Source organism: Rhizobium aouanii, assembly GCF_037002925.1.
GTDB lineage: Bacteria > Pseudomonadota > Alphaproteobacteria > Rhizobiales > Rhizobiaceae > Rhizobium > Rhizobium aouanii.
Map to the genome: position 1 here is coordinate 83,685 of NZ_JBAMYD010000008.1, position 24,646 is coordinate 108,330.

Genomic DNA, 24,646 nt, shown 5'->3' on the forward strand with positions numbered 1-24,646 from the left:
CTGGGCATGCCTTCACTCCCATCCGACGACCTGCCCGATGAAGCGCAGGGCGCCATCGAAACCGGAACTCTGGCGCGCATGATCGCGCACATCGCGCGGCCGCTCGAAAGTCCCGGCCCAGAGGCCCGCCCTCTGAGCCTTCGCCTCAGTCTCCTCCTTGCCATAATCGCCATAGGAGATGGCCATGCCCCGGCGCACCATGGCGGCATTGATGTCGCCGCCCGCCCCGCTCCGACAGACGACGAGCAGCCTGTCGTAGCGGTCGCGTCGGCTGCCCCGGCAAAGCGTTCCGGATGTCAGCACCATGCTCTGCAGTGCCGCGCGTGCCGCGCGCCCGCAGGCCCAGGTTTTCCCCGTGCGCTCACAGCTCTGGTTGAGCTCCGGCGCATCGATGCCTTCGAGGCGCAACCGTACGTCTCCTGATACCAGACTATCCCCGTCGGCAGCATGGAAGGCGCCTGCATGCTCGATTTTTGCTGCATCGTTGAGCTTGGCGGCGATCAGCGCCACGAGCGCCAGCAGGGCAAAAGCGATCACGCCGTCGCGAATCAGGCGCAGGCCCCGTGTCACGCTTTTGCCTCCTTAAAAAACAAATCCTTGGCAAAGATGGCAAACATCTTCTTAAGAATTGCCGGTTAAGCTCTTATCCACCCTGGGATGAAGTTTCAACGTGCACATGAGTACCGGCGTAAGCACATCGACCGACAAGATCATCGTCGACAGGTCGCGCAGCCACCGCAACAAGGCCGTTTCCAAGGCCGTGCGGCAGACGCGCGAACGTCTTCAGTCCGGTCATGCGTCGAATTCCTCCTTCGATCGTGACGTGCTCAACATGTATGTGGCATCGGTGCTGCAGGGCGCGACGATCATGCCGCTCTTCGTCGTCATCATCACCGCGCTTGGCGTCTATTTCACCCAGAACACGCAGTTGCTGTTCTGGGCGCTGCTGACACTCACCTGTCACGCCGGCAATATCCTGCTTGCAAGGCGCGCGCGCCGGCAGGAGATCACCGCCGAGAGCGCCCGCAAATGGCGCCGCCTGCTGCTCTCCGGCCAGTTCCTGCTCGGCTGCTGCTGGGCCGTCTTCGCGCTGCAGGGCTGCGACACCTGCGAGCCATCGAGCTTCATTCTCTATAAGGGCGCCACGCTGCTGATCGCGCTCTCCGTCACGGCGATGTCGAACTTCATGCTGACGCCCGCCGTGCTCGCCGCTTTCTCGCCGGCGGTCGTGGCGCTTGCCGCCAAGAGCGGCCTGTCGCGCGACCTCGTCGAAATCAGCCTGGCGGGGGTCTTCACCACCACACTCGTCTTCTTCAATTATATCAGCGACCGGCTCTTCAAGTCGAACCTCAGGATCCTTTCCTACCAATCGGAGAAGGACGACCTGATCGCTGAGCTGGAAGTGGCGAAATCGATGTCGGACGAGGCCCGCCGCCGTGCTGAAGAGGCAAACCTCGCCAAGTCGCGCTTCCTTGCCTCCATGTCGCACGAACTCCGAACCCCGCTCAACGCCATCCTCGGCTTTTCCGAGGTGATGTCGGCCGAAGTCATGGGGCCGCTCGCCAATCCGACCTACAAGGAATATGCCGGCGACATTCACCGTTCAGGCCAGCATCTGCTCGATCTCATCAACGAGATCCTCGACCTGTCGCGCATCGAGGCCGGAAAATACGAGCTGAGCGAGGAGGCGATCTCGCTTCTCGATATCACCGAAGATTGCATCGGCATGGTCCAGCTGCGCGCCCGCGCCAAGAACATTGCCATTTCGGACCAGTTCGAGCGGCAGCTGCCGGCTATCTGGGCCGACGAGAAGTCGATGCGCCAGGTGGTGCTCAATCTCCTCTCCAATGCCGTCAAGTTCACGCCGCAGGGCGGCGAGATCCACGTCAAGGTCGGCTGGACGGCCGGCGGCGGACAGTACATCTCGATCAAGGACAACGGCCCCGGCATTCCGGAAGAAGAGATTCCCGTCGTCCTGTCGGCCTTCGGCCAAGGCTCGATCGCCATCAAGAGCGCCGAACAGGGTACCGGCCTCGGCCTGCCGATCGTCCAGGCGATCCTTGCCAAGCATGACGGACAGTTCCTGCTGAAATCGAAGCTGCGCGAGGGCACCGAGGTCATCGCCATCCTGCCCGCCAAGCGCGTGCTCCAGAGCCTGCCGGCCGTCGAGGAGGCCCAGGCCGTCGCGCGCAAACGCAAGAGTTTTGCCTGATTCAGCTTAAGCATGATGCCGAAAAGTGTGAGCGGTTTTCGGGCAACATTATGCTCCGATTTTTAGACTTGGATCCGAATGACTTCGGGCCGATCCAGCGTGAAATCAACCGGATCCAAAGAACAGGTGCTTGCCGAGGACGAAGCCAAGATAGAGGCAGCAGGCGGCGATCATGCAGGTCACCGCGAAGGAGCCGAGGTCCTTGGCATGTTTGCCGACGATCGAAATCTCCGGTGAAATCCGATCGATCACCTCTTCGACGGCGGTATTCATCGCCTCCACCGAAAAGAGCCCGAGAAACAGAAGCACGGCGATGACGATCTCCCCGACACTTGCACCGACGAGCGCCAGCGCCGCGATCGAAACGACGAAGAAACCGAGTTCCTGGCGGAAGGCCGCCTCTTTCAGCACGCGCAGGAAACCCGCCCAGGAATAGCTGGCGGCGGCGATGAAATGCCGAAGTCCGGTCTCTTTCGTCACCGCAGGCTTCGTCAAGATGCCCTCTCCTCTTCCCGTTGCATCACAGACCGGGAGAGGCTTTGCCGTCTCCTCCTTTGATGAGCGAATACGCAAATACCGAATCCACTTGAGGCGCGCAAGCGAACGCGTGCGGATCGACGGCGCGCCTACTGCGGCCTTAATGCTTATTCGACACGCCTGCCTGGGCGAAGGTCGCCATGCCAGAATGGCAGGCGGCGGCCGCCCTGACGATGCCGGCGGCTAGCGCCGCACCGGTGCCTTCGCCGAGCCGCATGCCGAGCGCCAGAAGCGGCGTCTTGCCGAGCATCTCGATCGAGCGCAAATGTCCGGGCTCGCCGGAGACATGGCCGATCAGGCAATGATCGAGCGCGGATGGATTGGCGGCCTTCAGGATCGCCGCCGCAGCGGTCGCGACATAACCGTCGATCAGCACCGGGATGCGCTCCATGCGAGCAGCAAGGATGGCGCCGGCCATCGCCGCGATCTCGCGGCCGCCGAGCCGGCGCATGATCTCGAGCGGATCGTCGAGATGGTCACCATGCAGCGCCACCGCCTTTTCCACCGCCGCGATCTTGCGCTCCAGCATCTCGCCTTCCGAACCGGTGCCGGGTCCAACCCAGTCACGCGCCGAGCCGCCGTAGAGCGCATAGTTGATCGCCGCCGCGATCGTCGTATTGCCGATGCCCATCTCGCCGATGCAGAGCAGGTCGGTGCCGCCGGCGATCGCCTCCATGCCGAAGGCCATGGTCGCGGCGCAGTCGCGCTCGGAAAGCGCTGCTTCCTCGGTGATGTCGCCGGTGGGATAATCGAGCGCCAGATCGAAGACTTTCAGCCCGAGATCATAGGCGACACAGATCTGGTTGATCGCCGCCCCGCCGGCTGCGAAATTCTCGACCATCTGCTGCGTCACCGTTGGCGGAAACGGCGTGATGCCCTGCCTGGTGACGCCGTGATTGCCGGCGAAGATCGCCACCAGCGGCCGGTTGACGGCAGGTGTGCGGCCCGTCCAGGCAGCAAGCCAGAAGGCGATTTCCTCGAGCCGTCCGAGCGCGCCCGGCGGCTTGGTCAGCTGCGCGTCACGTTCGCGCGCCGCCACCAGCGCGCGGGCATCCGGCCCCGGCAGGTCACGGAGCAGGGTACGGAAATCGTCGAACGGCAGGCCTGAAACGCTCATCTGTGCGGTTTTCCTATGAATCCGGGTATTCTTGTTTTTTTCCCGCAAATCAGCTTCTTTGCGGGTGGCCACTCTCTTAAAGCGGGCGGACGAGGCGAACAACTCCAAAAGCGCCGCCGCGACCATAAGCCGAGACCTCCGGCAGAACGAAGCAGAATGAAGATCAAGGACTATGCGGTCGATACCGCCCGCGCCGTCGCCTTCCTCAGCCGCATTCCCATGCCGCAATCGCTGTTCAAAGGCTATGACGGCAGGCTAGGTCCGCTGGTGCGCGCCTTTCCCGTCGCCGGCATCGTCATCGGTTTCGTCCCCGCACTCGCCATCCTCCTCCTTTTGGGGCTGCGTGCGGACCCGCTGATGGCGGCCCTGATCGCGCTTTCCGTCCAGGCCCTCGTCACCGGCGCGCTGCACGAGGACGGCCTGGCCGATACGGCCGACGGTATCGGCGGCGGCAAGAGCCGCGAACAGAGCCTCCTCATCATGAAAGACAGCCGGATCGGCACCTATGGCGCGATAGCGCTGATCCTCTCCTTCGGGATCCGCGCAGCCGCGCTTGCTGTGATCGCCCGACACTCCTCGCCGCTCACGGCAGCCCTCGCCATTCCCGCCGTCGCGGCTCTCAGCCGGGGCGCCATCGCCTGGCACTGGCAGCGGTTGGCGCCGGCAAAGGCCGATGGCGTGGCCGCCTCGACCGGCCAGCCGGACGAGGCGGCGATGCAGTTTGCGCTCGCCTCAGCCGGCCTCGTCGCAGCGCTTCTGATCTGGCCTGCATTCGGCCTGCGGCCGCTGGTCGCGAGCCTGCTCGCCACCGGCATCGCAGGGTTTGCCTTCACCGCCTTCATCCGCCGCAAGCTTGCCGGCCACACCGGCGATACGCTGGGCGCGACGCAGCAAATTTGCGAGATCGCCACTCTTTGCGCCCTTGCCACGGCTCTTTGAAACTCCGATATATCCTTCATGCAAACACCGTGCATTCACCTCTGCTCCCTGGAGCCCACCACCGGATTTTGCGCCGGCTGCGGCCGGACTCTTCAGGAAATCGGCAGCTGGACGAGCTATTCCGACAGTGAGCGAAGGCGGATCATGACGCTGCTGCCGGCAAGGCTTGCAGGTTCCGCCACGGTGCCGAACCATATGAAATCAAGCCTCGTCGCCGGGCCGGAGCGGCCTCTATGATTCGTTTGACCGTCTTCCTCGTCGTAATCGGCATCGGCCTTGCCGTGCTGATCCTCAACAGTGACAACAGCCGCATCCTTGGCCTGCAGAGCGATGACTTCGGCCGCGTCGTCTATCTGCTGCCGATCGCGCTGATGCTGTCGGCCGGCATCTGGGCGAGCCGGCGCAGTGTCGGCGAAACAATGCGCCAGATGATGATCTGGCTCGTCATCATCCTGGCGCTCGTGACCGTCTACCTCTATCGCCAGGAAGCGCTCGGCGTCGGCAACAGGCTGCTCGCCGGCCTCGCTCCCGGCCGCGCCGTCGTCGTCACGACAAGCGAGGGCGGCCGGGAGATCATTCTGCACAAGCTGCTGAACGGCCATTTCGAAGCCGATGTCGCGGTCAATGGCCAGACGATCGAGATGCTCGTCGATACCGGCGCCAGCATGGTAGCGCTGTCGCGCGAAGATGCCGAACGGATCGGCATCGATCTCTCCCGCCTCACCTATTCCATGACGATCATGACAGCCAACGGCCGCGGCCGCGCAGCACCCGTCACGCTCGACCAGGTAGCGATCGGCCCGATCATCCGCAACAATGTCGCAGCCAGCGTCGCCGAGGACGGCCGGCTCGACCAGAGCCTGCTCGGCATGAGCTTCCTGGAAACGCTGGGCTCGCTGCAGATGCAGACCGACGAACTCCGCATGCGCGACTAATTGCGGTTCCGCCGCTTTACGGCGACGACCGGATCTGGCAGCTTGAGCGGAAGAACAACAAGACCACAAAGAGCAAAAAGAAACTCCTAGTCTGGTGGCACCACATGTTCGGCCGGCCTTCGCCTCAGGCGAGGCCTTGACCTATGGGTGCGACAGGAGTTTTGCAATGAATTCACTCTGGCCGATCGTCATCGGCGGCGTTCTGCCCGCCCTGTTCTGGGGCATTACCGCCATCTTCCAGAAGCAGAGCGCCACATCAGCCACCGGCTCCGCCGTCTACCTGATCGCGTTCGGCGCTGCCTGCGCGCTCGCCGGGCTGATCGCCGCACTCATCTGGCGCCCCGCCCCCTGGACCGCCGAAGGTCTCGGTTTTGCCGCCCTCGCCGGCGCCTGCTTTGGCGTCGGCACCGGCCTGATCAGCTTTGCGCTTTTCGCTTACGGTGTCCCCGTCTCGAAACTCGCCCCAATCTGGAGCTGCAACGTGCTGGTGACACTGGCGATCGGCGCCGTCTTTCTCGGCGAAGCCTCCGAACTCGACATCGTAAAGCTCGTCGCCGGCACCCTCCTCATCATCTCCGGCGCCCTTCTCGTCAGCAGCGCCTGACGGGAACTGCCGCAATGCGCAGCAGCAGGTGGGTAGTTCGCCGCCACATGCTCCTGCGTTGCAGCGCCTTCTGCTTTGTTGATATCCTGCGTCAAGGCGCCACTGCGCGCCGTACCGGAGCCCGACATGAACCCACGACAATTGAAGACATTCCTTGCAGTGGTCCGGCACGAAAATCTCACGCGCGCCGCTGCCGAGGTCAATCTCGCTCAGTCGAGCCTCAGCGACCAGATACAGGCGCTGGAAGAGGAACTGGGCGCAGAGCTCTTCCTGCGCTCCCGACAGGGCGTCGTCCCGACACCCGCGGGCACGGTCCTCAAGGCCTATGCCGAAGAGATACTGGCACTGAACGAGGAAGCGAAGGCTGCCGTCAGTGCTGCAGCCGGCAACGCCGAACAGTCCATCACCTTGGGGACGCTCGAAACCATCGCCGCCGAAAGGCTGGCGCCTTGGCTGTCACTCTTTCGCAAGAAGAACCCAGACGTCGGCCTCAAGCTCAAGGTCGGCGGCAGCGGCGAATTGCTCGCGCAATTGCAGAATGGCTCGATCGATATCGCCTTCACCTTCGATCGCGGGCAGCAGGATGAGCGCTTCCTGACACGCCGCATCTGCAGCGAACCGCTGGTGCTGATTGCCGGTCGCGATTTTCAAGCCCGGCCACCCGCAAGCCTCGCAGCACTGAGTACCGCGCCCTTCGTCGCCACCGAAACCGGCTGCGTCTACCGGCACCTGTTCGACACTGCCTTTGCCGAAGCGCGCATTGCAGCGCCTTCAATCGTCACGGAAGCCGATAGCATCGCGACGATCGTCCGGCTCGTTGCGTCCGGCGTCGGCTTCGGTCTCGTCCCGCGCCTTGCCGTCGGCCCGGCCGTAACGCGGGGCAACGTCGTCGAACTGCCATGGCCGGGCAAACCACCCGCAGCCTCGCTGGTGATGATGTGGCGGCGCAGGCGCGTGCAGCCGCCGGCGCTTGCCCTCCTGCTACGATCGGCAAGCGAAGAACTTCCGCAGTTCACACCAGCCGATGCCCGCCTTCGACATGCAGGATAGCGCCTGTCGTAAATCCGTTGCCGATCAGGAAGCGGATCGCATCGGCAATATCATCGGGCCGTCCAATGCGTCCGGCCGGCAGGCGCTCTGCCATCGCATCAAGTGTCGCCTGCTTGGCGTCGCCGGCGACGAAGCTCCAGATCGGTGTATCCACCCATCCGGGCGACACCGCGTTGATCCGGATCGGCGCCAGCTCGACGGCAAGCGCCCTGACCAAGCCTTCGAGCGCCGCATTGACGGCTGCGACCACTGATCCACGCGCCGCCGGCCGGTAGGCCGCGACACCTGACGTATAAGTAATCGATCCTGAGGGCGGCAGATGGGCGGCCCCGTATTTCGCCAGTAGCAGCGGCCCGTAGAACTTGCTTTCGACCACCCTTTGCGCCGCCGCAAGCTCGATCGACGGCAGCAGCTGATAGGCGCCTTCGATATCGGCCGCCGTGCTGACGATATGATCGACCGGCCCGCTGGTGCGGAAAAGCGCTGCGACCTCCTCCTCCCGCGATATATCGGCGGCGTGCGTCTTGAGTTTCGGATGCTCGCCGAGATCGCGGCGGGCCGCCGCAAGCCCGTCTTCGCTGCGTCCTGCGATCGTCACCACAGCCCCTTCCCCGAGCAGCCGGGCCGCCAGCGCCAGCCCCATTCCGGAACTGCCGCCAACAATAACGATCTTTGCGCCTTCGATCCTGATATCCGTCATCTGCCTCTCCTTCTTGGCTGATGCAGCAGATGCCGCGGATCACCGCAGAAGAAAAACGGAAGAACCCGATGGTGTCATCGGCTTTTCCGATGGCGCGTGTTCGGGTGATTGATCAGTTGCGCAGGCGGTAGCCGGTCTTGAAGATCCAGGCGAGCGTTCCCAGGCAGATCACCAGGAACACCGTGATCATCGCCAGGCTGATCGCCGGGTTGACATCGGCGATCCCGTAAAAACTCCAGCGGAAGCCGCTGACGAGATAGAGCACCGGGTTGAGGTGACTGACTGCCTGCCAGAAGGGCGGCAGCATGCTGACGGAATAGAAGCTGCCGCCGAGGAAGGTCAGCGGCGGCACGACCAGCATGGGAATGAGGTTCAGTTGTTCGAAATTACCGGCCCAGATACCGATCATGAAGCCGAACAGGCTGAAGGTGATCGCCGTCAATAGGAAGAACAGGATCATCATGAAGGGATGCTCGATCCTGACATCAACGAAGAGATTGGCGGTCAGGAGAATGATGAAGCCAATGATCATCCCCTTGGTCGCCGCCGCACCGACATAACCAAGCAGGATCTCCGTCATCGCCACCGGCGCCGAAAGCACCTCGTAGATCGTGCCGGTGAATTTCGGGAAATAGATGCCGAAAGAGCCGTTGCTGATACACTGGCCGAGCAGCGTCAGCATAATCAGGCCGGGCGTGATGAAGGCGCCGTAGGACACACCCTCGACCTCCTGAATGCGTGATCCCACAGCGGCGCCGAAGACGATGAAATAGAGCGAGGTCGAGATGACGGGCGAGATGACGCTCTGCAGCAGCGTGCGGCGCGTGCGCGCCATCTCGAAGAAATAGATCGATTTGACAGCCTCGACGTTCATTTTTCCGCTCCCACCAGCGCCACGAAGATGTCCTCGAGCGAGCTTTGGCGCGTCGAGAGATCCTTGAAATGGATATTGTTCTCGCCGAGCCGGGTCAGCAGCGCCGCAATGCTTTCCTGTTCGTTGCCAGCGTCGAAATCATAAGTCAGCCGGTTGCCGTCTGCTTCCAGCGTCAGCCCGTTGCCGGCAAAACAATCCGGCAGGCGGCTCAGCGGTTCGGTGAGATCGAGGATGAGCTGCTTGCGGCCGAGCTTGGCCATCAGCGCTGCCTTGTCCTCGACGAGCAGCAACTCGCCGCCGTTGATGACGCCGACGCGATCGGCGATTTCCTCGGCCTCTTCGATATAATGGGTAGTCAGGATGATGGTGACGCCGGAGGCCCTGAGCTCTTCGACGACATGCCACATGTCCTTGCGCAGCGTCACGTCGACGCCGGCAGTCGGCTCGTCGAGGAAAAGGATATCCGGCTCATGGGAGAGTGCCTTGGCGATCAGCACCCGTCGCTTCATGCCGCCGGACAGCTGGCGCAGCATATTGTCCTTCTTGTCCCAGAGCGAGAGCGCGCGCAGCACCTTCTCGATATGGGCAGGATTGGCTTTCTTGCCGTGCAGCCCGCGCGAAAAGCTGACTGTATTGAACACCGTCTCGAACTGATCGGTGGTGAGCTCCTGCGGCACCAGTCCGATCATCCCGCGGGTGGCGCGGAAATCCCTTACGACGTCGTGGCCGGCGACCAGCACCCGGCCGCCGCTCGGATTGGCAATGCCGCAGATGATCGAAATCAGCGTCGTCTTGCCGGCACCGTTCGGCCCGAGCAGCGCCAGGATCTCACCCTTTTCGACGTCGAGATTGATGCCCTTCAGGGCCTCGAACCCATTGGCGTAGGTCTTGGTGAGGTTCTGAACGGAAATGATGGGGGCCATGCGGGACTCTTGCGGATTCTCGGAAGTTACTTCGGCCCGCTATATAGTCCCTTTGTAACGCTTTAACATCCTTAAGCGCATGAACACTGCATTCGCATGCTGCCAACACAGTTGGCCCGCCGAAGCGGTTGGCCGGCGAAAGAAAGGCAGAGACCGGCTTCAGATGTCATCATCCGGTGATCTTCGTGCCCGATAACAGAGCCGAGGTCAGCACCGGCATCCGCCCCGCCGCCCACCGCTTTGCGGAGCCGTCTCCGGGTGTTCTCGTTGCGCCCCTTTTTTGCTGCCTCGGCATGTAGTGAAAGTTATTGTTCAGTCACGAAGTGCTTGGAACCGGCCAGTATCCCCTGTTCAGCCGCGTTCGTCTTAGCCGGCCTTTGCGCCGGCTTTCTTTTTCGACAATCCGCCCTGCCTGACGTTTTCGTGACCGTATCATCGATCGACGAGTACTGACGCTCGCGTATTTCTAACCTCTAGCAATGAAGAGACGAAAGCGCGCACGAGGCTTGCCTTCTGCATGTCGGGGCGGAATAAGAGGTAACTCTTAAAATACACCGCCGGCTCGAAGGGCCTGAAAATGAGACCCCGATCAGCAAAGCCATCGACGGCCAGTGGATTGACGATCGCCAATCCGACTCCTTCGAGCGCGAGTGCGCAGGCCGTGATCGCAAAAGGGGTTTCGATCACAAGATTGGGCTTCGATCCTGCTTCGGCGCAGTGGCGTTCGAACTGAAGTCGGGCCCGATCCTCTGCTGACAACGCCACGTAGTCAACCTCGTGAAAATCCTCCGGCCGAACAACCTCTCGATCGGCCAAAGGGTGTCCCGGCGGGATAGCGCATAATGCCGGGAAGCTTCCAAACACCTGATGTTCGACACCGGACAAATCAACCTCGTCGGCGGCCAAACCAAGGTCGAAATCACCATCGACAATGTGATTGCGCACCGCGGCGGATGACATGATGCTGAGCGTCACGATTGCAGAAGGATATTTCTCCCGAAAGCGCTTCACGGCTCGCGGCACTATGGTAGAACCCGCAGCTGCCAGACTTGCCACTCGAATTTGGCCTGATCCAAAATCTCTGATGCGCGCAGCCGACGACCGCAGAAGGTCGAGACCTTTGAAACTCGCGTCGACGTCCCGGTAGAACGCTTGCCCCTCCGGAGTGGATATCAGTCTTCCCTTCACACGATCGAACAGTGCGAAGCCAACGCCTTCTTCAAGCTCGCCAACGAGGCGGCTGACGTTTGGCTGCGTGACGCCCATCAGCTCGGCTGCTCGCGAGACAGTGCCACTGATGATGACGGCGCGAAACGCCTCGATCTGCCGGAAATTCATCCTCATCACTCTATACGGTTTACGCATAGACTTAGACGCTCCGGTCAATTGTTTGTCTACCCTCTGTCCGCTTAGACTGCTGGAAATTTGCCAATGAGGACAGTCCATGCGTGACAAGACGCTCTGCATAAAGCGGCCCGAAGTTTCCCATGAAGGTTTTGCAAGCCTCGCAATACCGACCTACCGCGCTTCGACGATCGTGTTCGACAGCGCGGAGGCCTACGCCAACCGCAAGTATCGCGGCCCCGATGGCTATACATATGGCCTGCACGGCACGCCGACCTCCCGCACGCTGGAAGCTTCCATTACGGCCCTTGAACAAGGCGTGCGGACGGTTCTGGTGCCGTCTGGACAAGCCGCAATTACCATCGTCTTCCTGACACTCCTCATGCCAGGTGACAGCGTCCTCATCCCGGACACCGCCTACCCACCCGTGGCAGGCTTCTGCGAGAACTATCTGAAGCCGAGAGGGATTTCCTTCCGGGTCTACGACCCAATGATCGGTGGCGGCATAGCCGATTTGATCGACGGGACGGTCAAGCTGATCTGGACGGAATCGCCCGGCTCGACCACGATGGAAATCCAGGACATTCCGGCGATCGTCGCAGCGGCTAAGGCTAGAGGCGTCCTGACCGGCTGCGACAATACCTGGGCGACCCCGCTCTATTTCAAGCCGCTTGCCCGTGGGATGGACTTCTCGTCCATGGCGCTGACCAAATATGTCGGCGGTCACTCCGATCTTCTGATGGGATCGATTGCGGTCAAGGATATCGAGCTGCATCGCCGGCTCAGGGATACGATGCGCATGATTGGCCTCGGCGTGTCACCGGACGACTGCGCCTTGGCCCTGCGCGGGATGGAGACGATGGCTGTTCGCCTCGCCCATTGCGGGCGAATCGCCCACGACTTCGCCAAGCGCATCCAAAGCCGGATTGCGCCGGGCCTCGTCCTTCATCCCGCATTGGAGTCCGCACCTGGCCACGAGGTCTGGAAGCGAGATTTTGCCGGGACTAGCGGCGTATTCAGCGTCGTCATCCCTACGCACGCCGAAGATGCCTTGCCGGATTTGCTGACCGCCGCAAAGACCTTCTCGATTGGAGCATCCTGGGGAGGAACCCACAGCCTGCTTGCCCCGATGACCATCAGCCGCGTGACGGATGCCAATGCCCATCCAGGAACGATCCTCCGGATCAGCATCGGTCTTGAGGATGAGAACGACCTCTGGGCCGATCTCGAGCCGATCGTGGATGTCATCGCATCTGAAAGGACGATGGCGAGAACCGCCTGAGCCACTCCAATCTCATAACAATAAAGGGAACGACAACATGAAAAACTGGAAGATTGCCGCCATTGCCGCCGGTGTCGCGCTTGCGGCCACCACCGCCCAGGCGGGACCCACATTTGACAAGGTCAAAGCCCGCGGACATATCGTCTGCGGCGCAAGCCAAGGCACCGTCGGTTTCGGCGCGCCGGACGACAAGGGCTACTGGAGCGGCCTCGACGTCGAGACCTGCCGTGCGGTCGCCGCAGCCATCTTCGGTGACAAGGACAAGGTCGAGTTTGTTCCTCTGAGCGGTCAGCAGCGCATCCCTGCCCTTCAGACCGGCGAGATCGACATGCTGCCGCGCACGCTTACATGGACGCTGCAGCGTGACGCCAACGGCATCAACTTCACCACCCCGACCTATTACGAGTTCACCGGCTTCATGGTGGCGAAGTCCTCAGGCGTGACCAAGGTCGAGGAAATGACAGGCGCTTCCGTCTGCGTGCAGACGGGATCCACGACCGAGGTTGTCGTCAACGACGTCTCCAGCAAGTTGAACCTCGAGCTCAAGCCGGTTGTCTTCGACAATGTCGCTGCAACCCGGCAAGCCTTCTTTTCCGGCAGATGCGATGCTCTGATCACCGATGCCGCGGCACTTGCTTCTGTCCGCGCCACTCAGTCTGACAATCCTGACGACTACGTGATCTTCCCGGCGACCAAGTACATGGACGCCCTGACGCCGGCAGTGCGTCATGGCGACGACAACTGGTTGGACATCGTGAACTGGTCGATTCAAGCGCTGCTCAATGCTGAACTCTACGGCATTACGCAGGCCAACATCGATGGAATGATGACATCGGAGGACCCAAGGATAAAACGCTTCCTCGGTGTCGAGCCTGGCAATGGGAAGGCGCTCGGGCTCGATGACAAGTTCGCCTACAACATCGTCAAGCAGCTCGGCAACTACGCAGAGATGTTTGACCGCAACCTCGGTGAAGGCAGTGCCTTGAAGATCGACCGGGGTCCCAACAGGCTGTTTTCCAACGGCGGACTGATGTTCCCCATGGCATTCCAATAACGCGGGGAGCCACTCATGATTTCGACTGTTCTGGACAACAGACGGTTTCGAAGCTGGGGCGGGCAGATCCTGCTGCTGGGCGGCTTTGCCGCCCTGCTCTCCTGGCTTGTCAGCAACACCGTTACAAACCTCGACGCCCGCGGGATCAGGGTGGGCTTTGACTTCCTGTGGCGACAGGCCAACTTCCCGATTTCGGAAAGTGTACTGCCATACAACCCCTCCGACACTTTCCTCTGGGCCTATGTGACGGGTGTGGGAAATACACTGGCGATCTCGATCCTCGCCATTCTTCTATCGACCGCTCTCGGTCTGATCGTCGGGCTGGCGCGGCGTTCTCAGCATCCGCTGGCTTCCGGCGTGGCTGGCGTGTTCGTGACGACGATGCGCAACATGCCGCTGATCGTCCACTTGCTGTTCTGGTACGCGCTCGCGACGACCATGCTGCCGGCGCCCCGACAAGCCTACAATCCGCTTCCCGGAGTCTTCCTGTCCTTACGTGGCTTCTGCATTCCCTCCATTCAGTTAGATGGCATCTCGATTGTCCTGATTGGCCTGGTGGCGGCCAGCACTGTGCTTGCCGCCTTCCTCGGTCGCCGCATGGTCGCAGCGGGTCGATTGGAGCTTCGTCACCCACTCATCGCTCTGTTAGCGCTGATGGCTCTCGTCGCAGCGGTCCTGACACTGCTGCTCAAGCCTGGCGCAGCTGTCAGCGTCCCCGAAATGAAGGGCTTCAACTTCACAGGTGGGCTGAGACTGTCCCCCGAGTTCGCAGCCCTCATGCTGGGTCTGGTGATCTATACGTCTGCTTTCATCGGAGAAATTATCCGCGGCGGCATTGATGCGGTGTCCCTTGGGCAATGGGAGGCTGGACGTGCGATCGGGCTGTCGGAACGACACACGCTTAGTAAGATCATCATCCCGCAAGCGCTGCGCATCATCATCCCGCCGATGACCTCGCAGTATCTCTCGACAGTCAAGAACACTACCTTGGCTCTCGCGGTCGGATATCCTGAACTTGGTCTGGTCGTCGGAACGGTGATCAACCAGACAGGTCAGGCGATCGAAAGCATCGCGCTCCTGCTGGGCATTTTCCTGACCATCAGCATTGCCGTGTCACTCTTCATGAACTGGTACAATGCGCGCGTCGCATTGGTGGAGGCACGATGACCGCTATCGATATGACTCCTATTGCGCACATAGCGCCTTCCGCTCCGCCAAAACTACCGCGAAAGCCGATCCTCCGGCTTTTCTTCGGCGACCTCGTTGCGTCGGTTCTTACCGTCACGACCGGCTTTCTGCTGATCTTGATGATCCCGGCTTTGAATTGGGCTGTCCTGGATGCGGTGTGGGTGACGGACGACCCTTCCACCTGCCGCCAACGTGGAGCCTGCTGGGCTTTCATCGCCGCGAAATTCCGGTTCATCATCTTCGGCGTCTATCCACCGGACGAACAATGGCGGCCTTTGCTGGTGATGGGTCTCGTTCTCGTCATGATCCTTGCCTCTCTCTCCCCCAAACTGTGGGGACAGAAGCTCATCGCTGCGTGGCTTTTGGCGGTTGCTGTCATGCTTGTGTTGATGTGGGGCGGCACTTTTGGAATGGCGCCAGTACCGACGTCAAGCTGGGGTGGGCTGCCCGTCACCCTGCTGCTCGCACTGCTGTCACTGGGGTTGGGTTTTCCCTTCGCGGTCTTTCTTGCCCTTGGCCGGCGTTCGACGCTGCCGATCCCGCGCTTGCTATCCCTACTGACGATCGAACTGATCCGTGGCCTACCGCTAGTGGGTTTGTTGTTCGTCGCATCCATTCTACTGCCGCTGCTGCTTCCCGCCGGATGGTCGTTCGACAAACTCGGCCGCACCTTGGCAGCACTCACTGTCTTTGCCGCCGCTTATCTTGCGGAAGTGATCCGTGGCGGACTGCAGGGGGTTCCCGCCGGCCAGATGGAGGCCGCAAGGGCTCTCGGCATACCAGGCTGGAAGGCCGTGTGGCACATCGTGCTCCCACAGGCGCTCCAAAAGGTCATTCCTCCGTTGACCAATACGGCGATCGTGATGGTCAAGAACACGAGCCTCGTTTTGATTGTCGGCGTCTTTGACATGCTGAGCGCCAGCCGTGTGGCAGCCACCGATCCTATGTGGCCTGCTCCCTATGTGGAAAGCTACGTGTTCGTCGCCTTGATCTACTTCCTGATCTGCTTTGGCATATCGAACTACACCCGCTGGCTTGAAGGCCGCGTTCAGTCCCGGAGCTACCGATAATGACAATTCGACCTAACGCCATCGAGGTTTCCGCCCTCGACAAGTGGTATGGAAACTTCCACGTGCTGAAGAACATCGCTTTGAGCGTGGCGGCGGGAGAACGGATCGTCGTTTGCGGCCCTTCGGGCTCCGGCAAATCGACACTCATCCGCTGCATCAATCGGCTGGAGGAGCACCAGCAAGGCAGAATTTCCGTCAACGGCATCGCGCTTAACGACAGCGTCAAGAACCTCGACGCGATCCGCCGCGAGGTGGGCATGGTGTTCCAGCACTTCAACCTCTTTCCGCACCTGACGGTGAAGGAAAATTGCGCCCTGCCTCAGATCCTTTCACGCGGGAAACGGCGCCGGGAGGCTGAAGAGATGGCAATGCATTTCCTGGGAAAAGTCCGTATTCCAGAACAGGCCGACAAGTATCCCGGTCAACTATCAGGCGGACAGCAGCAGCGCGTCGCGATCGCTCGCGCTCTTTGTATGACACCGAAGGTCATGCTGTTCGACGAGCCAACCTCGGCATTGGATCCGGAGATGGTGAAAGAGGTTCTCGACACCATGGTCACTCTTGCGGAAGAAGGGATGACCATGATCGTCGTAACCCATGAGATGGGTTTCGCCCGGAAGGTTGCAGATCGCGTAGTGTTCATGGAAGCGGGGCAGGTCATAGAGGTCAATGAACCCCAGGCGTTCTTCGATGCTCCGAAGCATGACAGCACGAGGCGGTTCTTGGCAAACATCATGCACTGACGCCATCACGGCCAAACGAACTTCTCGCTCCAAGGGGATCGCCGATGTCAAAATTGCCGACCTGAGAGATAGGTGACGTTGTGTGCCGGAGACATGTCTTAGGTACGCTCAGCAAGAACTCTCTCAAATCTGCTCAAGCTTGGTAAAATCGTCACTCAGTTCGACAATCCTCGCCCAGCCAACACGGTTCGGGTTTCGCCGCACAGACGATCAGCCGTACAGCACGCTCCGCACCTGGGCTACGAAGTCATCGATCACCCGCGTATCAGCTAGCTAGCCGCATGGCACGCCGATCGGCCCTCATCCTAAGGTGCGTTGGGCCGAAGCCTCGAAGGACAAGGGCGGGTGGTCAGGCACCCTCACAGCTCGTCATAAACAAACCAGTCGAAATCCGCGGCCTTCGCCCGACCTGACGTATCGAAGGCAAACACGCCGGCGAAGGCGCCGGTGAAGGAGCCGTGTTCGCCGCGTCCGCCCTCGTCGGAAATCACCCCGGCATCGAGGACCGGGCCGATCGGTTGCCAGGCGCCCTTGCCTTCGGTCTGCCAGAAGAATTGCAGGTCGTTCTCCCGGATTTCCATGGCGAGCTGGACACGACCTTCGGCGGCAATCGCCACACCGCTTTCGGCGGGAAAGCTCAGGCGTCCGTTCGGGTAGTCGCCGTTGCAGGAGAGGATTGTCACGCAGCGGCCGAGTGTTTCGTGCAGCGTCACGGCAACCGCGTGGAACTTGTGGCGGTTGTAATAATGCGTCAGCCCCGCCACCTGCTGGTAGGTGTCGGGTGAGAATTCGACCACGGTCTCGGCACGGAAACTGTGGTGTTCCTGACGGCGAGCGACCAGCGACTGTTCGAACCAGGAGCCGATGCTTTCGCGCGCAATCAGGCGCAGATGGCCGGGGCGATCCGTCAGGTTGAAGATGCGCGCGGGCTCTGGCGTGCGCAGCCATTGGAAATCGGCGGGCAGCGTGCCGCCATCGAAGCTGTATTCGCTGCGCATCGGCTTTTCCACGGGCGCCGCGCCGGAGAGGCCGGGCACATCGACATCGGGCACGGTGGTTCCGTTTTCAAGATAGAGCCAGTCATCGTCGCGCCAGACGCATTTCTGTAAGGATGTCTCGCGCCCCAACGTGCAGCGCCGCTTCGGCGGCAGCGGCCGGCCGCAGAGATGGGTGTGATAGGCCTCGCCCTCGGGCGTCTCGACATATTGGCCATGCCCTGCCCGCTGCAGCACCGCGCCCGGGTGATCCTTCGAGGTGATGAGATGCATGTTCGGATGCATCTCATAGGGTCCGTCGATATCACGCGACCGCGCCATGGTGACGGCATGGTCGTAGCCGGTGCCGCCTTCGGCGGTGGTCAGATAATACCAGCCGTTGCGCTTGAAGAGATGCGGGCCTTCGACGAGGCCGAGCGGGCTGCCGGCGAAGATGTTCTTGATCGGCCCCTTCAGCGCCTTTGTCGCCGGATCCCATTCCTGCAGCAGGATGCCGTCGAAGGCCGGCGACTTCGGCGAGCCGCCATAACTTTCGGTCCGGTGGTTCCATTGCATGTTGACGAACCACTTGCGGCCGTCATCGTCGTGGAAGAGCGAAGGGTCGAAGCCGGAGGAATTGACATAGACCGGCTCGGACCATTCGGCCTCGATCGTGGGTGCCGTGACGATGTAGTTCGGCGCATCCTTGAAATTGCCGTCGTAGCGCTTGACGTCGGTATAGACCAGCCAGAACTGCCCATCGGCAAAGGACAGGCACGGCGCCCAGATGCCGCAGCTATCGGGGTTGCCGCGCATGTCGAGCTGCGATCTCCGCTCCAGCGGCCGGCGCACCAGCGTCCAGTTCACCAGGTCACGCGAATGGTGGATCTGCACACCCGGATACCACTCGAAGGTCGAGGTAGCGATGTAATAATCCGCGCCGACGCGGCAGATCGACGGATCGGGATTGAACCCGGGCAGGATGGGATTGCGGATCATGACAGGGTCTCCTCCGACCGGCGGTGCTTTGCTGTACGTACATCAGATTATAGCAGAAAGAGGCCCGGAAGACTTGCCTCCGGGCCTGAGATGACTATTCGCGTTCGGCGGACTTGGCCCAGAGGTTGATGTCGGCCTCGCGGGCATAGACGTCGATCTCAGCAAGCTCCTCGACACTAAATTCGAGATTCTCGAGCGCCTTGACGCAATCCACGATCTGCGACGAGCGGCTGGCGCCGATCAGCGCCGAGGTCACACGGCCGCCGCGCAATACCCAGGCGATCGCCATCTGCGCCAGCGTCTGGCCACGCCTTTCGGCGATTTCGTTGAGCTTGCGGATATTGTCGATGATCGAGGGGCGGATGTAGTCCTTCTTCAGGAAATGGTTTTGCGCCGCGCGGCTGTCTTCGGGAATGCCGCCGAGATATTTCGTCGACAGCATGCCCTGGGCAAGCGGCGAAAAGACGATCGAGCCCATGCCGACCTCATCGAGCGTATCGAGCAGCCTGTCGTCCTCGACCCAGCGGTTGAGCATTGAATAGCTCGGCTGGTGGATCAGGCACGGCGTGCCGAGCTCCTTGAGGATCGCCGCTGCTTCGCGCGAGCGCTGCGAATTGTAGGAGGAAATGCCGACATAGAGCGCCCGGCCGGAACGGACGATATGATCGAGCGCGCCGCAGGTCTCTTCCAGTGGTGTTTCCGGGTCGAAGCGATGTGAATAGAAGATGTCGACATAGTCGAGCCCCATGCGCTTCAGGCTTTGGTCGCAGGAGGCGACCAGATATTTCCGGCTGCCCCATTCGCCGTAAGGGCCGGGCCACATATCGTAGCCGGCCTTGGAGGAGATGATCAGCTCGTCGCGAAGCCCGACGAATTCGGTGCGCATGATTTCGCCGAAGGCGGTCTCAGCGCTGCCGGGAGGCGGGCCGTAATTGTTGGCGAGATCGAAATGGGTGATGCCGAGGTCGAAGGCCGTGCGGCACATATCGATTTTGCGGTCATGCGGCGTGTCGCCGCCGAAATTGTGCCAAAGGCCGAGCGAGACGGCCGGCAGCTTCAGGCCGGAACGGCCCGTGCGGTTATATTTCATTTTCGAATAACGGTCTGCGGCTGGTTGCCAGCTCATCTGAATGTCTCCTTTATAAAATAGCTATATGTCGTCATGAGACATTATCGGCCCAAGAGATTGCCGGCACCTGCCCCTCATCCGGCTGCCGCCACCTTCTTCCCGTAAACGGGGCGAAGGAATATGCCGCGCCGTCTTCCTCAACCTCAACCTCGACGCTGCGTTTGGCACTATCCCCTCTCCCCGTTTTTACGGGGAGAGGGTTAGGGTGAGGGGCAGCCATCGGCACGAACCGGACAGCCGCGGGACAGGCCCGAGGTTGACGAAACTATTGTAACAAACGCGCCGATACGGCAAGCCCAAGGCGCGCGTTCCTCTACTTCAAAAGCGCTTGCGCCTCTTCGATACCAAGCGCGGCCGGTTGCGTGCAGGTCGTGGTCAGGTCGATGAAACGGCCCTCTTCGCCCGATTTCAGGATCGAGGTCATGACGTCGACGCCGTGCAGCGTGCGGTCGAGCGAGCAGCGCGCATCGCGGCCCTCGATCAGCGACATTGCCATGTCGGCAAGGCCGGCGGTGCGGTAATTGGCGCGCGATCCGTTCGGGCTTTCCTGATTGATCTTGCCGAATGGATGCTCCCAGGCGTCGAGCGGCTTGATGTCCTTGTCGCGGCCGCTTGCCTCGACCACGCCGCCGAAGAAGTTCGGATCCGGCACGTAGAGCGAGCCGTCGGTGCCGTAGAGTTCCATATTGGCATGGCGGTGCGACCACACGTCCCAGCTCGCCGTCAGCGTCACTGTGGCGCCGTTGACGAATTGGAGCAGCGCCTGGATCGTCGTCGGCGTCTTGACCGGGATGATCTCGCCGTTACGCGGCTGGCTGGTGATGGTGCGGCTCGGCGACGCCATCGAGGTCATGCCGCCGACACGTTTGACCGGGCCGATCAGGTTGATCAGGTTGGCGATGTAATAAGGGCCGAGATCGAGGATCGGGCCGCCGCCCGGCAGGAAGAAGAAATCCGGGTTGGGATGCCACATCTCCATGCCGGGGCTCATCACGTAGCAGGCGCCCGAGGTCACTCGGCCGATGCCGCCGTCGTCGATGAACTTGCGGGCGAGCTGATGGGCGCCGCCGAGGAACGTGTCGGGCGCGCAGCCGACGGCAAGGTTCTTCTGTTTGGCGATGCGGCGAAGCTCCTCGCCCTCTTCCAGTGAAAGCACCAGAGGCTTTTCGGAATAGACGTGTTTTCCGGCCTCGAGGATCGCCTTCGATACCCGGAAATGCGCATCCGGGATCGTCAGGTTGACGACGACGTCGATCTCGTCATTGACGAGAAGCTCGTCGATCGTCTGCGCTTTGACGCCATATTCCTTGGCGCGCGCCTCGGCCGCCTGCGCGTTGATATCGGCGCAAGCCAGCACCTTCAGCCCCTTGAAGAGCGGTGCCAGCGAAAAGTAAGTGGTGGAGATGTTGCCGCATCCGATGATGCCGACGCCAAGTTCCCTGGTCATGATGAAGCCTCAGTAGGTCTGGAATGATGCGATCGAGCGGCTGATATTGCGGTCGATGTCATTCGGGTTATCGTGTTCGACGACGTAGTGCTTGGCCTTGGTGGCGCGCAACGCCGTCATCAGCCTGGCCCACTCAACCTTGCCGCGACCGACATCGGCCCAGCCGTCCTCGTCCTTCGCTTCGCCGGCCGGCGCGATGTCCTTGACGTGCACGGCGGTGATGCGGGACCCAAGCTTCTCGACCCAGGCGAAGGGATCGGCGCCGCCGCGGATAACCCAGGCGATGTCGGCTTCCCAGGAAATATCGGGCGCGCCTTCGAAGATACGCTCGATCGGCCGCGAGCCGTCCTGCAGCTTGAAGAATTCGAAATCATGATTGTGCCAGCCGAATTCGTAGCCGGCAGCCTTGTAGGGCTTGGCTATCTCCTGCAGACGCTTGCCGAAGGCGATCCAACCTGCGGCGTCGGAGGGCCGCTGGTCAGCCGCCAAATGCGGCGCATAGATCGAATCCATGCCGAGAACCTTGGCAATATCAAGCGACTTCTCGACTTCCTTCTCCAGAAAATCAGGGCTGAAATGGCCGGTCGCCATGACCAGGCCATTCTTGTCGAGGTCGGCGCGAAGGCTCTTCAGCCCGGCATCGTCGAGATCGGCATAGATGCCGCCGAAGCCCTCGACTTCGGCATAGCCAGCCTTGCCGAGCTTTTCGAAGATCGCCGAATAGGGCTGGAAGTTGCGGGCGCTATAGAGCTGGTAGCTGAGTTTCGTCATCATGTTCTCCTTGGGCCTCGTGCCCATTCTTGCAAGATCAATCCGCCGACTGGCAGGAATACAGGTCGTGGAACCGGAACTCCGGAAGCGCGCCACGATCAAGCGGCCGTGCCGGGGTAAAGGTGATGCGGCGGCTCTCGCCGGCCGCAAGATCGAAGGCGTTGTCGGAATATTTGCCGTCTGTCTCGGTTTCGATCATCACGAAAAGCGCAAGTCCCCTAGCGGTGACGTTGATGTCGACAGAGCCGTTCTCCTCGACATATTCGTGGGTGACTGTCAGCCCCGCAGGTTCCAGCTCCAGCGCCTTGTAGGTACCGTTGACATGGTGCCCCTCGCCGCCCGTGCCGTTCGATGCGGTGAAACGCCAGGCAAGCAACGTTCCCTCGGGAATATCGGAAACATCGATGCTCGTGGCAGTGACGGCCGCATCCGGCGAACATATGGCCTGTACGTCTCTCAAGTGCCGGCGCTCGCCCTTCGTCGTCAGCAGCGATATCGAAAGGTCGACGCTGACATCGGCAAGTGTGTCGTTGACCAGCGAGAAGCGGATCGTCTTTCCGTCGTCGGAAGGAATGGCCGCGACCGCGACCGGCTGGAAGAAGCGCTTGACGAGATAGTGCATCGCCTTCCAGCGGCCGCCATAATCGAGGCTCGACCAGGAGGCGACCGGCCAGGTGTCGTTGAGCTGCCAGTAGATCGTGCCCATGCAATGCGGTTTGAGCGACCGCCAGTATTCCACCGCCGTCTTGATCGCCAGCCCCTGCTGGATCTGAGAGAGATAGACGAAGTTCGGAAAATCCTTGGGAAATCGGAAATAACGGAACATCGTGCCGGCGATACGCTCGTTGCCGCCGGCATTCTTCTGGTGCAACTCCATGACCGGGGAAGCGACGTTCATGTCTTTCGCCTCGGCATAGGTCTTGATCACAGGCAGCGACGTATAGGACTGAAAGCCGAATTCCGAGCAAAAGCGCGGACGCACCGAGCGGTAATTGTCGAACGACTTGTTCTCGTGCCAGACCGACCAATAATGCATGTCGCCGGACCCGTCCGCATGCCAGGCATCGCCGAAATCGAGATAACCGGAAGCCGGGCTCGACGGCCACCACAGCGCGCCGGGCAGCGCCTTTTTCACTGCCTGCTCGATCGTGCGGTTGAGGCGATCATAGGAAACGAGATAGCGGTCGCGGTCCTTCCTCGATTCCTCGAACCAGGTGAGCGCTCCGACCAGTTCATTGTCGCCGCACCAGAGCACGATCGAGGGATGCGAGGAGAGCCGGCGCACCTGGTAATCGACCTCAATCGTCACATTGTCGAGAAAGTCCTCGGTCGAGGGATAGAGGTTGCAGGCGAACATGAAGTCCTGCCAGACCATCAGGCCCAGCCGGTCGCAGAGATCGTAGAAATGATCCTGCTCGTAGAAGCCGCCGCCCCAGACACGGATCATGTTCATGTTGGCGGCTTTGGCCGATTGCAGCAGGTCTTCGGTCTTCTCAGGCGAAGACAGCGAAAACAGCGCGTCGGCCGGGATCCAGTTGGCGCCGCGGCAGAAGATCTCGCGGCCGTTGACCTTGAAGGCGAAGCGGCTGCCGGCCGCATCCGGCGTGGTGATCAGCTCGATGGTGCGAAGACCGATCTGCTTGATCACCTCATCCGTCGGCAATTCGACGGAAAGCCTGTAGAGCGCCTGCTCGCCGCTGCCGGAGGGCCACCAGAGGCGCGGATTGTCGATATGGAAGAGATGGTTGACATGGGTCTCGCCGTTGACGCCGACATCCAGGCGCACGCGCTCGCCATCGAGGTCGAAATAAACCTGAGCAATGTCTGGCCCCTTGGAAAACAGCGTCGCCGTCACTTTGAGATCGACCGAGCCGTCGTTATTGTGGGACTGGCGGGTGACGACATGTTCGATGCGCGCAGTTTCGAGCTTTTTCAGCGCAATCGTCCCGTAGAGGCCGAGCGGCGCAATGGCAATGTTCCAGTCCCAGCCGAAATGGCATTGCGGCTTGCGCAGCATGTTGCCGTCGGGGATCGGCGAGTTGCCCGTGCTGTAGGGGATGTAAAAGGGCTGCTGCTTCTGTCGCGCAGCGCCGACAGCGATGTTGGAGGCAAAGACGATGCGGATGCTGTTATCGCCTGATTTCAGCATGCTGGAGACATCAGGCCGGTAGCGGCGGAAGCTGTTGTCGGCTTCGAGCGCCAGGAAACCGTTGACGTGAACGCTGGCGACCGTGTCGAGATAGTCGATATCGAGATACCAGTCGCCCTCGACCTCCTGAAGCGTGAAGCTGCGCTCGACCACCCATTCGCGCTCGGCGACCCACTGCACCTTTTCCTCATTGCGGCCAAAATAGGGATCGGGGATCAGCCCTGCCCGGTGAAGCGCCGTGTGCACGTCGCCCGGCAGCATGATCGCGGTGCGGATCTCGCCGTCGACGGAGGCAAGCTGCCACGAACCGGAAAGGTCGATGTTGGGAGTAGTTGATCGATGCGTCACGATATCGTTTCCGATTTACGTTTTTGAAAGAGACGGCGCATGGTCGTCGTCCGGTAGCTGTCGTCGTCAGGGGGCCTCCCGTCCACCTCACTCTCCGTCATCCTCGGGCTTGACCCGAGGATCCACACCTCATCCACCAGCAGCAACGGGCATAGATCCTCGGGTCAAGCCCGAGGATGACGGAGGGTGGGTTGGCCTTCTTGCCAAATTCGCCCCGGCCTAATTGCCCTGCGGCAAGCAAGCGGCAAGACCAGCGG

At 61.2% G+C, this 24,646-nt stretch carries 23 protein-coding genes; 11 read left to right on the plus strand and 12 right to left on the minus strand.

The features are described 5' to 3' along the window. Positions 1-12: 12 nt before the first annotated feature. Positions 13-570, minus strand: a complete 558-nt coding sequence (locus V8P77_RS15570) for a thermonuclease family protein (protein WP_335913247.1) — start codon at positions 568-570, stop codon at positions 13-15. Between the two features lie 106 nt (positions 571-676). Here V8P77_RS15570 and V8P77_RS15575 point away from each other — a divergent pair, with 106 nt between their 5' ends. After that, positions 677-2,212 carry a sensor histidine kinase gene (locus V8P77_RS15575; RefSeq protein ID WP_335913248.1) on the plus strand — a complete coding sequence of 512 codons (1,536 nt, stop codon included), beginning with the start codon at positions 677-679 and terminating at the stop codon, positions 2,210-2,212. 105 nt (positions 2,213-2,317) lie between these two features. Here the strand turns inward: V8P77_RS15575 and V8P77_RS15580 are convergent, their stop codons facing one another. Then, positions 2,318-2,707 carry a diacylglycerol kinase gene (locus tag V8P77_RS15580; protein WP_335913249.1) on the minus strand — a complete coding sequence of 130 codons (390 nt, stop codon included), beginning with the start codon at positions 2,705-2,707 and terminating at the stop codon, positions 2,318-2,320. Between the two features lie 142 nt (positions 2,708-2,849). After that, positions 2,850-3,866 (minus strand): nicotinate-nucleotide--dimethylbenzimidazole phosphoribosyltransferase, encoded by a 1,017-nt coding sequence (cobT, locus tag V8P77_RS15585; protein ID WP_335913250.1) that lies wholly within the window; start codon positions 3,864-3,866, stop codon positions 2,850-2,852. A 156-nt stretch (positions 3,867-4,022) separates the two neighbouring features. On the opposite strand from cobT, the gene V8P77_RS15590 reads away from it, so the two are divergent. The 5 genes from V8P77_RS15590 (at position 4,023) to V8P77_RS15610 (ending at position 7,394) form a co-directional block, all read left to right on the plus strand. Beyond that, entirely contained in the window at positions 4,023-4,805 is a 783-nt protein-coding gene (locus V8P77_RS15590; RefSeq protein WP_335913251.1) for an adenosylcobinamide-GDP ribazoletransferase, read from the plus strand. An 18-nt stretch (positions 4,806-4,823) separates the two neighbouring features. Then, positions 4,824-5,042 carry a DUF1289 domain-containing protein gene (locus V8P77_RS15595; RefSeq protein WP_335913252.1) on the plus strand — a complete coding sequence of 73 codons (219 nt, stop codon included), beginning with the start codon at positions 4,824-4,826 and terminating at the stop codon, positions 5,040-5,042. Beyond that, entirely contained in the window at positions 5,039-5,740 is a 702-nt protein-coding gene (locus tag V8P77_RS15600) for a TIGR02281 family clan AA aspartic protease (RefSeq protein WP_335913253.1), read from the plus strand. Before V8P77_RS15595 ends, V8P77_RS15600 begins: the two co-directional genes overlap by 4 nt. Before the next feature lie 166 nt (positions 5,741-5,906). Further along, a complete protein-coding gene (locus V8P77_RS15605; protein ID WP_335913254.1) occupies positions 5,907-6,344 on the plus strand; it encodes an EamA family transporter in 438 nt (145 codons plus the stop codon). Between the two features lie 126 nt (positions 6,345-6,470). After that, entirely contained in the window at positions 6,471-7,394 is a 924-nt protein-coding gene (locus V8P77_RS15610; RefSeq protein WP_335913255.1) for a LysR family transcriptional regulator, read from the plus strand. Here the strand turns inward: V8P77_RS15610 and V8P77_RS15615 are convergent. The 4 genes from V8P77_RS15615 to V8P77_RS15630 all read right to left on the minus strand — a co-directional run bounded on the left by V8P77_RS15615 (position 7,357) and on the right by V8P77_RS15630 (position 11,229). Next, positions 7,357-8,094: an SDR family oxidoreductase gene (locus tag V8P77_RS15615; RefSeq protein ID WP_335913256.1), complete on the minus strand. Its 738-nt coding sequence runs from the start codon at positions 8,092-8,094 to the stop codon at positions 7,357-7,359. The two genes, V8P77_RS15610 and V8P77_RS15615, sit on opposite strands and share 38 nt — an antisense overlap. 112 nt (positions 8,095-8,206) lie before the next feature. Next, positions 8,207-8,968, minus strand: coding sequence for an ABC transporter permease (locus tag V8P77_RS15620; RefSeq protein ID WP_003540416.1), 762 nt, complete (start codon positions 8,966-8,968; stop codon positions 8,207-8,209). Next, positions 8,965-9,891, minus strand: a complete 927-nt coding sequence (locus V8P77_RS15625; RefSeq protein WP_335913257.1) for an ABC transporter ATP-binding protein — start codon at positions 9,889-9,891, stop codon at positions 8,965-8,967. Before V8P77_RS15625 ends, V8P77_RS15620 begins: the two co-directional genes overlap by 4 nt. Before the next feature lie 432 nt (positions 9,892-10,323). After that, the gene (locus V8P77_RS15630; protein WP_335913258.1) at positions 10,324-11,229 is read right to left on the minus strand and encodes a LysR substrate-binding domain-containing protein; all 906 of its coding nucleotides are present in this window, start codon (positions 11,227-11,229) and stop codon (positions 10,324-10,326) included. A gap of 106 nt (positions 11,230-11,335) precedes the next feature. Between V8P77_RS15630 and V8P77_RS15635 the strand changes: the two genes are divergently transcribed. Genes V8P77_RS15635 through V8P77_RS15655 form a run of 5 tightly spaced genes read left to right on the plus strand, consistent with a single transcriptional unit; the run spans position 11,336 to position 16,572 of the window. Then, entirely contained in the window at positions 11,336-12,517 is a 1,182-nt protein-coding gene (locus tag V8P77_RS15635; RefSeq protein WP_335913259.1) for a trans-sulfuration enzyme family protein, read from the plus strand. Positions 12,518-12,554: 37 nt separating this feature from the next. Continuing rightward, positions 12,555-13,571, plus strand: coding sequence for an amino acid ABC transporter substrate-binding protein (locus tag V8P77_RS15640; protein ID WP_335913260.1), 1,017 nt, complete (start codon positions 12,555-12,557; stop codon positions 13,569-13,571). Between the two features lie 15 nt (positions 13,572-13,586). Continuing rightward, positions 13,587-14,738 carry an amino acid ABC transporter permease gene (locus tag V8P77_RS15645; protein WP_335913261.1) on the plus strand — a complete coding sequence of 384 codons (1,152 nt, stop codon included), beginning with the start codon at positions 13,587-13,589 and terminating at the stop codon, positions 14,736-14,738. Continuing rightward, on the plus strand, positions 14,735-15,829 hold the full coding sequence (locus tag V8P77_RS15650; protein WP_335913262.1) for an amino acid ABC transporter permease: 1,095 nt from the start codon (positions 14,735-14,737) through the stop codon (positions 15,827-15,829). The genes V8P77_RS15645 and V8P77_RS15650 overlap by 4 nt, the downstream gene beginning before the upstream one ends. Then, positions 15,829-16,572, plus strand: a complete 744-nt coding sequence (locus tag V8P77_RS15655) for an amino acid ABC transporter ATP-binding protein (protein ID WP_335913263.1) — start codon at positions 15,829-15,831, stop codon at positions 16,570-16,572. The genes V8P77_RS15650 and V8P77_RS15655 overlap by 1 nt, the downstream gene beginning before the upstream one ends. A 359-nt stretch (positions 16,573-16,931) precedes the next feature. Here V8P77_RS15655 and V8P77_RS15660 read toward each other — a convergent pair whose 3' ends face one another. The 5 genes from V8P77_RS15660 to V8P77_RS15680 all read right to left on the minus strand — a co-directional run bounded on the left by V8P77_RS15660 (position 16,932) and on the right by V8P77_RS15680 (position 24,389). Next, positions 16,932-18,545, minus strand: coding sequence for a glycoside hydrolase family 43 protein (locus V8P77_RS15660; RefSeq protein ID WP_335913264.1), 1,614 nt, complete (start codon positions 18,543-18,545; stop codon positions 16,932-16,934). A gap of 94 nt (positions 18,546-18,639) precedes the next feature. After that, on the minus strand, positions 18,640-19,671 hold the full coding sequence (mgrA, locus tag V8P77_RS15665) for an L-glyceraldehyde 3-phosphate reductase (protein ID WP_335913265.1): 1,032 nt from the start codon (positions 19,669-19,671) through the stop codon (positions 18,640-18,642). Positions 19,672-19,987: 316 nt separating this feature from the next. Further along, positions 19,988-21,121 (minus strand): Gfo/Idh/MocA family protein, encoded by a 1,134-nt coding sequence (locus V8P77_RS15670; protein WP_335913266.1) that lies wholly within the window; start codon positions 21,119-21,121, stop codon positions 19,988-19,990. Positions 21,122-21,130: 9 nt separating this feature from the next. Continuing rightward, entirely contained in the window at positions 21,131-21,892 is a 762-nt protein-coding gene (locus V8P77_RS15675) for a sugar phosphate isomerase/epimerase family protein (RefSeq protein WP_335913267.1), read from the minus strand. A 37-nt stretch (positions 21,893-21,929) separates the two neighbouring features. Further along, a complete protein-coding gene (locus V8P77_RS15680) occupies positions 21,930-24,389 on the minus strand; it encodes a beta-mannosidase (protein ID WP_335913268.1) in 2,460 nt (819 codons plus the stop codon). Positions 24,390-24,646: the final 257 nt, after the last annotated feature.